The following is a 13,083-nucleotide window of genomic DNA, read 5'->3' as shown; positions in this document are numbered from 1 at the left end:
CCTCCCTAGCTGACCGGGCGGCCCCGCCAGGTCAGGCGGCGTCGCTTCCGCAGATGGTACGACCGCAGGGTCAGCCAACCGAGGACCACGACCGACACGGGGTGTGCGAGCGCGTCGGGCCACCACCGGCCACCTGTCGCGCGGGCGGTGAGCACCCGTCCGGCCACCCCGAGCACGTACGCGGCCAGGCCCACGGCTGCCACCATCGGTGCGCCGGCCGCCGCACCCGTCAGCGCGATCAGCGGTGGGGCGGTGTAGAGCAGCAGCAGCGCCGCCACCACGGCTGCCGCCGCGCCCGGGTGCCCGAACGACGCCCAGAGCGACTTCGAGTACCCGTCGCGCAGTTGCGGCCAGTCGTCGTACATCCGGCAGGTGGCCAGCCGGGAGCCGTCGGCCAGGGCGATCCGCCCACCGGCCCGCTTGACCGCCCGGGCCAGCTCGACGTCCTCCAGGATCTTGTCGGCGACCGCGGCGTGCCCGCCGGCGGCGTTGTAACCGCGCCGGTCCACCACCAGGAACTGCCCGCCCGCCGCGGCCAGCGACGGCCGCGACGAGCGCTCCATCGCGCGCAGCGGCAGGAAGGTCAGCCAGAGCCACTGCAGCAGCGGCTGCACCAACCGGTCGCCGGCCGTCGCCACCACGATCCGGGGGTACGGCGACAGCAGCGTCGCCCGGGCGGCGCGCAACTCGGTGACGGCAGCGGCCACGGCGTGCGGGGCGAGCACCACGTCGGCGTCGACGAAGACCAGCGCGGTGGCGTCCGGGTCGGCCCGGGTGGCCAGCTGCCAGCAGGCGTGCGGCTTGCCCAGCCAGCCTGGTGGTGGGGCGACCCCGGTGAGCAGCGTGACCCGGGGGTCGTCGCCGACCACCGCGCGGACCACGTCGGCGGTGCCGTCGGTGGACCCGTCGTCGAGGACCACGACGCGCAGTCCGGGTACGCCGCGCTGGGCCAGCAGGGCACGCAGGCAGGGCGTGACCCGGGTGGCCTCGTCGCGCAGCGGCAGTAGCACGGTGACCGGCTCGTCGACGTCGTCGGGCCGGTCGGTGGGTCGGCGCAGCCACCGGGCGGCGTTGAGCCAGGTGTGCCCGGTCAACGCGGCGACGGCGATGAGCAGGGCGAGCAGGACGGTCATCGGGTCGCGTCGACGCCGGGGCGGTGCGGCTGGTGGGCCTCCCGACCGGGGTCACCGCCCCGGCGGGCACTCAGGAGGGTCACCGCCAGGGGTACGGCGGTCACCGCCATGCCGGCGGCGCCCCAGAGCGCCGAGGCGGGCAGGTCGAGGAAGACGGCGTGGGCCAGGATGCTGGAGAAGTACGTCCACAGGTAGAGCGCGAGCATCGGGTGGTCCCGCCGATCGGTGTGTTCGGCGGCCGGCCCGGCCAGCGGGCGCAGCGCGCTCATCATCAGCACCGCGAAGAGGAGCCAGCCCAGGTAGTTGCTGACCGGGATGCCGGCCAGGCCGGGCAGGGCCGGGGTGGCGTCGCGCCAGACCCAGTAGCCCTCGGCCACCATCTGCGGGTCGAGGAAGAGGTCCCAGGCGGCCAGCCCCACGGTGGCCAGCGCGATCCGCCCCACCCATCGACCCACCGTCGGCCCGCTGCCGCCGGCTGTCGGCCCGCTGCCGCCGGCCGTCACGGTCCTGCCGCCGGTCAGTCGGACCGCTGCCAGCCAGGCCGGCCAGGCCATCCAGGTCCAGGCCAGCGGAATGATCAGCGGCACGCCGGCCAGCTTGGGACCCAGCTCTCCGGAGTAGTCGTAGCTGCCGAACGGCACGCCGGTGGCCACCCCGATCGCCTCGATCGCGAACCCGCCGCCGGTGGCCACCGCGACCAGCGCCGCCGCCACCCGTGGGCCCCGGCTGAGCAGCGCGTGGCCGACCGAGAGCAGCCAACCGAGGACGACGGTAGCCACTGTGAGCCCGGCCCGGGTGGCGCCGGTGGTGAGCGGGTAGCAGATCTGGGCGAGGACCAGAACGGCGAGCAGCGTCCAGGAGATCCGTCGGGTCATGACGCCGGTGGCTCGAGCGGCAGATCCCGACCGAGTACGCCGAACGGTCGCTCGTCGCCGGGGAAGTGGAAGTCGCGCAGCACGTCGACGAAGCCGAACCGTCGGTACAACCGCCAGGCCCGCGAGGTCTGCTCGTCGGCCTCCGGGGTGGACAGCAGCACGGTGTCGCCCTCCGCCATGCCGAGCAGCGCGCGCAGCTGACCGGTGCCCAGACCGTGCCCCTGCGCCGGTGGCCGGACGTGCAGCTCGACCACCTCGAAGCAGTGGGTGAGCCAGCGCGTGCGGGTCGGGGCGTTCAGCGCGCGGTGCACCTGGTCGTGCCACCACTGACCGGAGGCGCCCAGGTAGCCGTAGCCGAAGCCGGCGAGGTGACCCTCACTGGTCAGGCTGGCGACCGCCCGGAAACCCGGTCGGCGGACGTGGGTGGCGATGTAACCGCGCCGGGCCTCCAGCAGGTCGGTGCGGTATCCCATCGCCTCGCCGTAGACGGCCACCACGTCGTCCAGCCGCCGGACGAGATCGTCCGGCGTCCAGCGCACCAACCTCATGCCCGTCCACCCTTCACCGTTTCCGGGCCGCCGTCGACGACCCATCCGAGCACCGACCGGTCGCCGACCACGTCGCGCACCTCGAACCGGGCGAACAGTTCCTCGGCGTACCAGCCCGCGGTGGGGGTTCGCATGATCGCCGCCCGGTGCTCCGGGTGACGGTACGCGAACGCCACCAGGTCCGTCGGGTCGCGCCACACGCTCACCGTGCCCTGCCAACCCAACGGGGCCTCTCCGACCCCGAACCGGGCCAGCAGCCCGGGCGCGTCTCGCAGAGCGGCGGCCACCGGCGGGATCGCCCGCCAGAAGGTGGCCGCCCGCCGGGCCCGCAGCCGGGCCCGGGTCAGTGCCAGCACCGGGCCGGTGACCCGCCCGCCCGACGGGTCGCCGAACGGCCGCTGGCCGGACCACTCGCCCCGGCTGGTCAACGGGCGTAGGTCGATTCGTGCCTGGGCGTGGGCGATGCGCGCCCAGGCCCGCCCGACCGGAGAGTCGTCGAAGCCGGCCGCCGCGGCGGGGGAGTCCCAGACGGTCAGCGCCGCCCACCGGGTCAGATCGGCGTCCCGGGGCCCGAAGTCGGTGCCGGTTCCGGTGCCCAGCAGCTTGCCGAAACGAACGCCGGGGAGGGCCCGCAACCGGCGGGGGTCCACCGCCATCCGGGTCAGCGCCCGGGGCAGCGCGCCAGGGGAGGTCCGCCACACGTGCAGCGTGACCAGCTCCGGAACCGCGCTGACGTCGCCGCTGTGCCTGCTGGTTCGCTCGCTCCGCTCGTTTGCGCCACCGCTTCGCGGCGGTGCGAACGTGTCGCTGCTGTGCCTGCTGGTTCGCTCGCTCCGCTCGCTCACGCCACCTCGGCGGGGGTGCCGGCGGTGACCCGCAACAGTTCGGGGTAGGTGGTCGGGAAGACCGCCTGGGGTACGCCACCCGCGGCCCAGATCTCCGGGTACGCCGCCAGCGCCGTGTCCACCAGGGTGCGCAGCGGGTGCGGGTGCCCGAGTGGGGCGACCCCGCCGATCGGCTGCCCGGTGTGGGCCCGGACGAACTCCGGGGTGGCCCGACGCAGTCGGGTGACGCCGATCGATGCCGCCAGGCCGGCGGTGTCGACCCGGTGTGCGCCGGAGGTGAGGACGAGCAACGGCGTGTCGTCCGCGTCGAAGATCAGTGAGTTGGCGATCTGGCCGACCTCGACGTCGAGCGCCTCGGCGGCCGCCGCGGCGGTGTGCACCGCGTCGGGCAGCAGACGGACCACGCTGGGCTCACCGGCGCCGTCGAGGGTGCCGGCGGCGGTGAGCGCGTCCTGCACCGCCCGTACGTTCGGGTGTGGCTGCATCCCGCCATTCTTCCCGGTGCATTGGTGGCCGGTTCAGTCGGCCGGCACGCTCGGCGCGTCACACGTTGCATTTTCGTCGGAGGGGAGGTGTACTGTCAGCAGCAGTTAGAACGAGTGTTCGATTGCCTCGAACGCCCGTTCCAACCAGCCGGAGCGCGGCGTTTCGCGGCGCCACCTCCGGGCGGTGCGGCTCCGCGGGCCGCACCTGGGTTTCCGGGCAGTCGCGAGCCTGGTCCCAATTAGGCAGGAGCGTCGCTCGCCGCCCACGACCCCCGGGCGGCGGGCGACGCACCCGCCGGTCCGCCGGCCGGGTGTGGTGTGGGGAAGCATCCACACCCGGCCGGCCACATCCGGTGCGTCTTCCTCCGCACCACCCCGACCTCGGCGTCTCGTCGGTGGCATCAGCCGCCGCAGTGACGTCTCGGCCACGTGGAGGAGAGACATCCATGCCGACCAACCCGGCTCAGGCACCGACGGTGCCGGCGCACGTGCTGCCGCACCGCACCCCCGCCCAACTCCTCACGTTGGCCCGCCGTGGGCTGGTCGAGGCCGGCCAGACCCGACCTGACGGTCTGCGCTACGCGGCTGCCCACCTGGCCGCCCTGCGCGCGGCGGCAGCTCTGCTCGCCGCCCGGGCCCGCCCCGCGCCGAGTCGACGCAACCGGATCACCAGTGTCTGGGTCCTCCTCTGCGCCGTCGCTCCGGAGCTCGACGAGTGGTCCCGGTTCTTCGCCGCGGGGGCCAGCAAGCGCGCCGCCGCCGAGGCCGGCATCCCCCGGGTGGTCAGCGCCCGGGAGGCCGACGATCTGCTCCGCGCTGCCGAACAGTTCGTCACGGTGGTGGAAACCGCGCTCGGCGTGGCCCACCAACCGGCCCTGGACGGCCTCGCCGCCTGATCCCGCCGTGCCACCGGCCGCCCCGCGAGGGGAGCCGGGCGGCCGGTGGCACGGCGTGCCGGTCCTGATCTGATCCACAGCAACGACGGGGGAGTTGGTCCAATGGCGGGCCGCATGGTGGCTGGTTCCGCCGCGCTGGCCGATCTGGTGCGCCCGGCGAGCGCGCCCGACCCGGTCGGTGGCCACCGGGTGCTGCCGGTGGTGCCCGAGCTGACCGGTCTGTTGCCCAACCGGGGCCTGCGCCGGGGCAGCACCATCGCGGTCGCCGCCGGCCAGCCCCGCCGCAGCGGTGGCACCTCGCTGATGCTGGCCCTGCTCGCCGAGGCGTCCCGGGCCGGCTCGTGGTGCGCCGTGGTCGGGGTGCCGACGTTCGGCGCGGGCGCGGCGGCTGAGCTGGGCATCGCCCTGGACCGGCTGGCCCTGGTGCCGAACCCCGGCCCCGAGTGGGCCACCGTGGTCGCCGCGCTGATCGACGGGGTGGACGTCGTGGTCACCACCGTGCCGGCCTCGGTCTCCGCCTCGGTCGCCACCCGGTTGGCCGCCCGGGCCCGGCAGCGCGGCAGCGTGCTCGTCCCGTACGGCCGGTGGGACGGCGCGGACGTGACGCTGCAGGTGGTCCGGGGAGTCTGGGAGGGTCTCGGGCTGGGCCGGGGGCGGTTGCGCCGCCGGGAGATCACCGTCTCGGCGCGCGGGCGCGGGGCGGCTGCCCGGCCCAAGGAGATCAAGGTCTGGCTCCCGGGTGACGAGTTGACCCGGGTGATCCCTCGTACGCTGCCGTCGCCCGTGGGCCGATCGGCCGCGCCACTCGCGCTGGTCGGTCAGGGGTGACCGGCGCGCCGGCGCGCACGCTGCTGCTGTGGTGCCCGGACTGGCCGGTGCTCGCCGCCGAGATCGTCGACGGGGTGCCGGCGACCGGCCCGGTCGCCGTGCTGCACGCCAACCGGGTGGTCGCCTGCTCCGAGCGGGCCCGTGCCGAAGGGGTGCGTCGAGGGCTGCGCAAGCGGGAGGCACAGGGGCGCTGTCCGCAGCTCACCGTCGTGGAGTACGACCCGGGCCGGGACGCCCGGGCGTTCGAACCGGTGGTCGCCGCGGTGGAGGAGTTGGTCGCCGGCGTCGAGGTGGTCCGTCCGGGCGCCTGCGCGGTGGCCGCCCGGGGGCCGGGCCGTTACCTCGGCGGCGAGGAGGCGGCCGCTGAGCGGATCATCGAGCATGTGGCGCAGTCGTGCCTGGTGGAGAGCCAGGTCGGCATCGCCGACGGGGTGTTCGCGGCCGGGTTGGCCGCTCGCGCCGGCCGGGTGGTGGCACCGGGTGGGACACCGGAGTTCCTGGCCGGGTTGCCGGTCGAGGCGCTCGGGCGGTCGGCGCTCGCCGACCTGCTGCGCCGGCTGGGAGTACGCACCCTCGGCGACTTCGCCGCCCTGCCGTCCGGAGACGTGCTGGCCCGGTTCGGGTTCGACGGTGCGCTGGCTCACCGGCTGGCAGCCGGGCGGGACCACCGCCCACTCGCCGTCCGGCAGCCGCCGGCCGACCTGACGGTGACCGCGGAGCACGACGACCCGATCGACCGGGTCGACGCGGCGGCGTTCGTGGCTCGGGCGCTGGCCGAGCAGCTGCACGAACGGCTGGCCGGGCACGGTCTGGCCTGCACCCGGCTCGGCATCGAGGCGGTCACCGAGCACGGGCAGGAGCTGCACCGGGTGTGGCGGCACGATGGCCTGCTCACCGCCGCGGCCATCGCCGATCGGGTGCGTTGGCAGCTCGACGGGTGGCTCTCCGGCAGCAACGGCCGCGCCGGTGCCCGACCGGCCCGGCCGACGGCCGGCATCATCCGGCTGCGACTGATCCCGGACGGGGTGATCGTCCAGGCCGGTCTGCAGGCCGGCCTCTGGGGGGAGACCGGCGAGGAGCGGGAACGCGCGCACCGGGCGTTGAGCCGGGTGCAGGGCATCCTCGGCCCGGAGGCGGTGGTCACCGCGGTCCTCGGTGGTGGGCGCTCCCCGGCCGACCAGGTGCGACTGGTGCCGTGGGGCGACGAACGCCTCTCGGCCCGGCCCGAAGCTCCGCCGTGGCCGGGCCGGCTGCCGCCGCCCGCGCCCGCCGTGGTGCTGCCCAGTCCGCTCGCCGCGACCGTGCACGACGCCGCTGGCGAGCCGGTGGTGATCAGCGCGCGGTTGGCGGTGAGCGCCGCGCCCGCCCGACTGGTGGTCGGCACCGGTCAGCCAGCGGAGATCGTGGGTTGGGCCGGGCCGTGGCCGGTGGACGAGCGCTGGTGGGCGCCGGCCGAGGCCCGCCGCCGGGCCCGGTTCCAGGTCAGCCTGGCCGACGGTGCTGCCCTGCTGCTGGCCGTGGAGTCGGGGCAGTGGTTGGTGGAGGCGATCTATGACTAAGTCAGGTCGATCCCTGCCCGGCGTCGGCTGGCTCCGCGCTGGCCGGGGAGCAGATGTCCTGATGAGCGTGATGACTCACAGACATCAAGATGCCTGTGAGTCATCACGCTCATCGCACCTCTCGCCGCCGTCGGGGCGACCGCCGTCGTGTTCGTCGTCGACCCGGTCGCCCAGCATCCCTCGGCCGAGCAGTACCGGGCCGAGCAGCGCGGCCGGAGCGGCCGGATGAGCTTCCACAACCCGAAGATGCCCTGGTCGGAGCTGGAGCGGGTGCTCTCCGGGCGGCCCGGCGACAAGCGGGGGAGCCGGGGCGAGCGGCACCTGCACGTGGTGGACCCGCTCGCCGTGGACGCCGATGGCGGCGACTCCCCGGCCTGGAGCCGCCGCCGCGAGCAGTACCAGCCACCGGAGCTGACCCGCCCCGACGGCGTGGTGCCCTACGCGGAGCTGCACGCGCACACCAACTTCAGCTTCCTCGACGGCGCCAGCCACCCGGAGGAGCTGGCCGAGGAGGCGGCCCGGCTGGGGCTCACCGCGCTCGCCGTCACCGACCACGACGGCTTCTACGGGGTGGTCCGCTTCGCCGAGGCGGCTCGTACGCTGGGCCTGCCGACCATCTTCGGCGCGGAGCTGTCCCTCGGCCTGCCCGGCCCGCAGAACGGCGAGCCCGACCCGCACGGCGCGCACCTGCTGGTGCTCGCGCACGGCCACGAGGGGTACGCCCGGCTGGCCACCACCATCGCCCGCGCCCAGCTGCGCGGCGGGGAGAAGGGCCGCCCGGATTACGGGGACCTGGAGGAGGTCGCCGCCGAGCTGCGTGACCATGTGCTGGTGCTGACCGGCTGCCGCAAGGGGCACGTGCCGGGGGCGCTGCTCACCGAGGGGGTGGACGCGGCGGCCCGCGAGTTGGACCGGCTGACCGCGCTCTTCGGCGCGGAGACGGTGGCCGTGGAGCTGACCGACCACGGTCATCCCGTCGACGCCGACCGTAACGACGCGCTCGCCGAGCTGGCCGCCGCGGCCGGTTTACCGACGGTGGCCAGCAACAACGTGCACTACGCCAGCCCCGGCCGGCGTCGGCTGGCCACCACCGTCGCCGCGGTCCGGGCCCGACGCAGCCTGGACGAGATCGATGGCTGGTTGCCCGCGGCGGCCACCGCCCACCTGCGCAGCGGCGCGGAGATGGCGGCCCGGTTCGCCGCGTACCCGGGTGCGGTGGCGCGGGCCGCCGAGTTCGGCGCCGAGTTGGCCTTCGACCTCCAGCTCGTCGCGCCGCAGCTGCCGGCGTACCCGGTGCCGCCGGGGCACACCGAGATGAGTTGGCTGCGGAAGCTGACAGCTGACGGGGCGCACGAGCGCTACGGGCCGCCGCAGGCGCACCCGACGGCGTACGCGCAACTCGAGCACGAACTGAACATGATCGAGGAGCTGGGGTTCCCCGGCTATTTCCTGGTGGTCTACGACATCGTCACGTTCTGCCGTGACCAGGACATCTACTGCCAGGGTCGGGGTTCGGCGGCCAACTCGGCGGTCTGCTACGCGTTGCGGATCACCAATGTGGACGCGGTCCGGCACCAACTGCTCTTCGAGCGGTTCCTCGCCCCGGAACGGGACGGCCCACCCGACATCGACGTGGACATCGAGTCCGACCGCCGGGAGGAGGTGATCCAGCACGTCTACACCCGTTACGGCCGGGAGCACGCCGCCCAGGTCGCCAACGTCATCTCCTACCGGCCCCGGTCGGCCGTGCGGGACGTGGCCAAGGCGTTCGGCTACTCCCCGGGGCAGCAGGACGCCTGGAGCAAGCAGATCGACAGGTGGGGTTCGGTCGCCACTGTCGATGTCGAGAACATCCCCGAGCAGGTGGTGGAGTACGCCAACGAGTTGCAGACGTTCCCGCGGCACCTGGGGATCCACTCCGGCGGCATGGTGATCTGCGACCGGCCGGTGATCGAGGTCTGCCCGGTGGAGTGGGGGCGGATGCCCGGGCGCAGCGTCCTGCAATGGGACAAGGACGACTGCGCCGCGGTGGGCCTGGTCAAGTTCGACCTGCTCGGCCTGGGCATGCTCTCCGCCCTGCACTACGGCTACGACATGATCGGCGAGAGCCTCGACCTGGGCGACATGACCCTGGACGACCCGGAGGTCTACGACATGCTCTGCCGGGCCGACTCGGTCGGGGTGTTCCAGGTGGAGAGCCGGGCCCAGATGGCCACCCTGCCCCGACTCAAGCCCCGCGAGTTCTACGACCTGGTGGTCGAGGTGGCGCTGATCCGTCCCGGCCCTATCCAGGGCGGTTCGGTGCACCCGTTCATCCGCCGCAAGAACGGCCAGGAACCGGTGACCTTCGCGCACCCGCTGATGCGCAACGCCCTGGAGAAGACCCTGGGTGTGCCGTTGTTCCAGGAGCAGCTGATGCAGCTCGCCATCGACCTGGCCGGCTTCGACGCGGCCGAGGCCGACCAGTTGCGCCGGGCGATGGGCGCCAAACGGTCGGTCGAGCGGATGACCCGGATCGCCGACCGGCTCTATGCCGGGATGGCTGAGCGGGGCATCACCGGTGAGCTGGCCGACGATGTCTACCGCAAACTCACCGCGTTCGCCAGCTACGGCTTCCCGGAGAGCCACGCGATGAGCTTCGCCTACCTGGTCTACGCCAGCTCCTGGCTCAAGCGTTACCACCCCGCGCCGTTCCTGGCCGCGCTGCTCAACGCCCAGCCGATGGGTTTCTACTCGCCGCAGACCCTGGTCGACGACGCCCGCCGGCACGGGGTGGAGGTCCGTCGTCCGGACATCAACGCCAGCGGGGCACTCGCGGTGCTGGAGTCCATCCCGGAGACCCGGTGGGGCAGCGGGCCGGGGGAGCCGCCGCACTCCTGGGGGCTGGGCGGCCCCGCCGTCCGGCTCGGCCTGTCCAGTGTGCGCACCCTCGGTGCCGACGTGGCCGAGCGAATCGAGGCCGAACGGGTCGCCGACGGGCCGTACCGGGACATGCCGGATGTGGCCCGGCGGCTCGGTCTCACCGCCGCGCAGTTGGAGGCGTTGGCCACCGCGGACGCCTTCGCCTGTTTCGGGCTGACCCGGCGGCAGGCGCTGTGGGCCGCCGGTGCGGCGGCCCAGGACCGACCGGGCCGGTTGCCCGGCACGGTGACCGGCGCGGCGGCGCCCACGCTGCCCGGGATGGAGGCGGTGGACCGGCTGGTCGCCGACGTGTGGGCCACCGGGTTGTCGCCGGAGAGCCACCCCGCCCGTTTCATCAGGGGTCAGCTCGACGTGCTCGGCGCGGTGCCGATCGCCCGGCTCGGCCGGGTGGAGCCGGGGCAACGGATCCGGGTCGGCGGCATCGTCACCCACCGGCAACGTCCGGCGACCGCGGGCGGGGTCACCTTCCTCAACCTGGAGGACGAGACGGGGATGCTCAACGTCACCTGTTCGCCGGGGCTGTGGCAGCGCTACCGGCGGGTGGCGCGGACCAGCGCCGCGCTGGTGGTCCGGGGGCGGTTGCAGCAGCACGAGGGGGTGACCAACCTGGTCGCCGACCGACTGGACGCCATCGAGCCACCGGTGCGTCCGGCCTCCCGTGACTTCCGCTGATTCAGTGATCCACATTACGGTTTCCCGGGCCGTCGAGCGGGAGACTCGTCCCGAGCGGGCAGAGCGGCCCGTGATCCGTGAGGGGGAACGACAGTGACGGGAAATCACGCGTACACCGGTGGAATCGCCAACGCCCGGCGGACCCGACTGGGCACCGGCTGGGTGCCGTCGCACCTCGCCGACCCCCGCGAGTACGAGGTGACGAACGGTCCGGTGGCCAACGAGCGCCGGTCCCGGGCGGAGGACGAGGCCGAGGGCACCGAGGCCTGACCGGCCGCCGCGCCACGCACCGATCGGGCGTGTGGTGGGCGCCCCCGCCACACGCCCACACCACCACCGGGCCGAGTGACTAGGCTCGGCCGGGTGGAGCAGACCCGAGGCCGGTTCGCCGAGCCGCCGCTGACACCCCGCACCGCCGTGATCTGGTCGGTGCTCCGTGCCGAGCTGGACCGGCGCGGCGACGCCGAGCTCACAGTGCTGGACGTGGGCGGCGGCACCGGTGGTTTCGCCGTTCCGCTGGCCCGCGCCGGGCACCGGGTCACCGTCGTCGACGCCAGCCCCGACGCGCTCGCCGCGCTCACCCGCCGCGCCGCCGAGGCCGGGGTGGCCGACCGGATCGCCGCCGTGCAGGGCGACGGTGACGCCCTCGCCGGGCTGGTCGAGCCGGCCGGCGTCGACCTGGTGCTCTGCCACGCCGTCCTGGAGGTGGTCGACGACCCGACGCCGGTGGTGACCGCGCTGGCCACCGCGCTGCGCCCGGGTGGCGCGGCCAGTGTGCTGGTGGCCGGCCGGGCCGCCGCCGTGCTGGGCCGCGCGATGAACGGGCACCTGGACGTCGCGACCACACTGGCCGCCGATCCGGCCGGCACCGCGGGCCCGCGCGACACGCTGCGCCGACGCTACGACGCCCCCGGCGCCGCCGCGCTGCTCGGCGCCGCCGGGCTGGTGGTCGAGGAGATCCACGGGGTACGCGTCCTGGCCGACCTGCTGCCGGCCGCCGTCGCCGACGGGCAGTCGGCGGCCGTGGTCGAGCTGGAGCGTGCGCTGGCCGCCCAACCGCCGTACCGGGACCTGGCCGCCCAACTGCACCTGTTCGCCCGCCGGCCGGCATGATCGCCGAGGCCGGTGGCCAGCCGGCGCCGCTGGAGATCCTCGGGCCGGGCCACGGCGGCGGCCGCCTCGCCGACGTGCTGCCCAGCGCGCTGGCCGTGCTCGGGGTGCCCGGCTCGACCGACCCGCTCGGGCTCCGGCCCGCGCTGGCCGGGGTACGCCGGATCGCGGTGCTGCTCGTCGACGGGCTCGGCTGGTACCAACTGCCGACCGCGGCGCCGTACGCGCCGACTGTCGCCGGGCTCGCCGCGACGGTGGCCCGGCCGCTCATCGCCGGTTTCCCGTCCACCACCCCGACCAGCCTGGTGTCGCTGGGCACCGGTGTCGCGCCGGGCGCGCACGGCGTGCTCGGCTTCACCGTGCGGGTGCCCGGCACCGATCGGGTGCTGACCCACACCGACTGGGCCGCCGATCCGTCGCCGCTGTGCTGGCAGCCGGTGCCCACCCAGTTGGAGCGGGCCCGCGCCGCCGGGGTCACGACGAGCGTGGTGAGCCGGCCGGAGTTCGGCGGCAGCGGGTTGACAGTGGCCGCCAACCGGGGTGGCGACTTCCGGGGCGCCGCCGGCGGGGACGCGGTGGCCACCGCCATGCTGGCCGCGCTGGCCGCCGGGGCCGGGCCCACACTGGTCTCCGGCTACCACGCCGACCTGGACCGGCACGGCCACGTCAGCGGCGTCGACTCGGCACCCTGGCGGGTCGCCGCGACCGAGGTGGACGCCCTGGTCGCCCGACTGGTCGACGGGCTGCCGCCGGACGCGGCGCTGCTGGTGACCGCCGACCACGGGCAGCTCGACATCCCTGCCGCGCACCGCTTCGACCTGGACACCGATCCGCGACTGCGCGCTGGCGTGCGGCTGGTGGCCGGCGAGGCTCGGGTCCGCTACCTGCACGTCGAGCCGGGCGCGGTGGACGACGTGCGGGCCGCCTGGTCGGAGGTGCTGGGCGCCACGGCCCGGGTACGCACCCGCGACGAGATGGTGGCCACCGGCTGGTTCGGGCCGGTGGCCGAGGAGCACCTGGGTCGGATCGGCGACGTGGTGGTGATCTGCAACGACACGTACGCGGTCATGGCCAGTCGCACCGAGCGGCCGATGGCGTCGAAGTTGGTGGCCTACCACGGGTCGGACACCGCCGCGGAGCTGACAGTGCCGCTGCTGGTCGTCCGGGGCTGACCCCGGGCGGCGGTTCGGCCCGCTGGCCGATGGTGGTG

The 13,083-nt window shown here is 74.8% G+C and carries 12 protein-coding genes; 7 read left to right on the top strand and 5 right to left on the bottom strand.

Annotated elements, in window-relative coordinates; translation table 11 throughout:
• Window positions 1-5: 5 nt before the first annotated feature.
• From ACFYPG_RS27885 to ACFYPG_RS27865, 5 genes are all read right to left on the bottom strand, one after another.
• Window positions 6-1,133, bottom strand: coding sequence for a glycosyltransferase (locus ACFYPG_RS27885; RefSeq protein WP_387354351.1), 1,128 nt, complete (start codon window positions 1,131-1,133; stop codon window positions 6-8).
• Window positions 1,130-2,008 carry a carotenoid biosynthesis protein gene (locus ACFYPG_RS27880; RefSeq protein ID WP_387354350.1) on the bottom strand — a complete coding sequence of 293 codons (879 nt, stop codon included), beginning with the start codon at window positions 2,006-2,008 and terminating at the stop codon, window positions 1,130-1,132. The genes ACFYPG_RS27885 and ACFYPG_RS27880 overlap by 4 nt, the downstream gene beginning before the upstream one ends.
• Window positions 2,005-2,556 carry a GNAT family N-acetyltransferase gene (locus tag ACFYPG_RS27875; protein WP_355007690.1) on the bottom strand — a complete coding sequence of 184 codons (552 nt, stop codon included), beginning with the start codon at window positions 2,554-2,556 and terminating at the stop codon, window positions 2,005-2,007. The genes ACFYPG_RS27880 and ACFYPG_RS27875 overlap by 4 nt, the downstream gene beginning before the upstream one ends.
• Window positions 2,553-3,272 (bottom strand): monooxygenase, encoded by a 720-nt coding sequence (locus ACFYPG_RS27870; protein ID WP_355007803.1) that lies wholly within the window; start codon window positions 3,270-3,272, stop codon window positions 2,553-2,555. The genes ACFYPG_RS27875 and ACFYPG_RS27870 overlap by 4 nt, the downstream gene beginning before the upstream one ends.
• A gap of 125 nt (window positions 3,273-3,397) precedes the next feature.
• Complete coding sequence (locus tag ACFYPG_RS27865) at window positions 3,398-3,886, bottom strand: YbaK/EbsC family protein (RefSeq protein ID WP_355007689.1); 489 nt, start codon at window positions 3,884-3,886, stop codon at window positions 3,398-3,400.
• Window positions 3,887-4,332: 446 nt separating this feature from the next.
• Here ACFYPG_RS27865 and ACFYPG_RS27860 point away from each other — a divergent pair, with 446 nt between their 5' ends.
• The 7 genes from ACFYPG_RS27860 to ACFYPG_RS27830 all read left to right on the top strand — a co-directional run bounded on the left by ACFYPG_RS27860 (window position 4,333) and on the right by ACFYPG_RS27830 (window position 13,045).
• A complete protein-coding gene (locus tag ACFYPG_RS27860; protein WP_007463070.1) occupies window positions 4,333-4,782 on the top strand; it encodes an SAV_6107 family HEPN domain-containing protein in 450 nt (149 codons plus the stop codon).
• Between the two features lie 102 nt (window positions 4,783-4,884).
• Window positions 4,885-5,610 (top strand): hypothetical protein, encoded by a 726-nt coding sequence (locus ACFYPG_RS27855; protein WP_355007688.1) that lies wholly within the window; start codon window positions 4,885-4,887, stop codon window positions 5,608-5,610.
• Window positions 5,607-7,169: a DNA polymerase Y family protein gene (locus ACFYPG_RS27850; protein WP_387354349.1), complete on the top strand. Its 1,563-nt coding sequence runs from the start codon at window positions 5,607-5,609 to the stop codon at window positions 7,167-7,169. Before ACFYPG_RS27855 ends, ACFYPG_RS27850 begins: the two co-directional genes overlap by 4 nt.
• Before the next feature lie 225 nt (window positions 7,170-7,394).
• A complete protein-coding gene (locus ACFYPG_RS27845; RefSeq protein ID WP_387354417.1) occupies window positions 7,395-10,763 on the top strand; it encodes an error-prone DNA polymerase in 3,369 nt (1,122 codons plus the stop codon).
• 93 nt (window positions 10,764-10,856) lie between these two features.
• Window positions 10,857-11,033, top strand: coding sequence for a hypothetical protein (locus tag ACFYPG_RS27840; protein WP_167492956.1), 177 nt, complete (start codon window positions 10,857-10,859; stop codon window positions 11,031-11,033).
• 75 nt (window positions 11,034-11,108) lie between these two features.
• Window positions 11,109-11,876 (top strand): methyltransferase domain-containing protein, encoded by a 768-nt coding sequence (locus tag ACFYPG_RS27835; RefSeq protein WP_124853937.1) that lies wholly within the window; start codon window positions 11,109-11,111, stop codon window positions 11,874-11,876.
• Window positions 11,873-13,045 (top strand): nucleotide pyrophosphatase/phosphodiesterase family protein, encoded by a 1,173-nt coding sequence (locus ACFYPG_RS27830; protein ID WP_355007686.1) that lies wholly within the window; start codon window positions 11,873-11,875, stop codon window positions 13,043-13,045. The genes ACFYPG_RS27835 and ACFYPG_RS27830 overlap by 4 nt, the downstream gene beginning before the upstream one ends.
• The last annotated feature ends 38 nt before the right edge of the window (window positions 13,046-13,083 follow it).

The sequence above is a fragment of the Micromonospora sp. NPDC005553 genome (assembly GCF_042871765.1).
Taxonomy (GTDB): Bacteria; Actinomycetota; Actinomycetes; order Mycobacteriales; family Micromonosporaceae; genus Micromonospora.
This window is presented reverse-complemented; position numbering and strand designations above follow the sequence as displayed.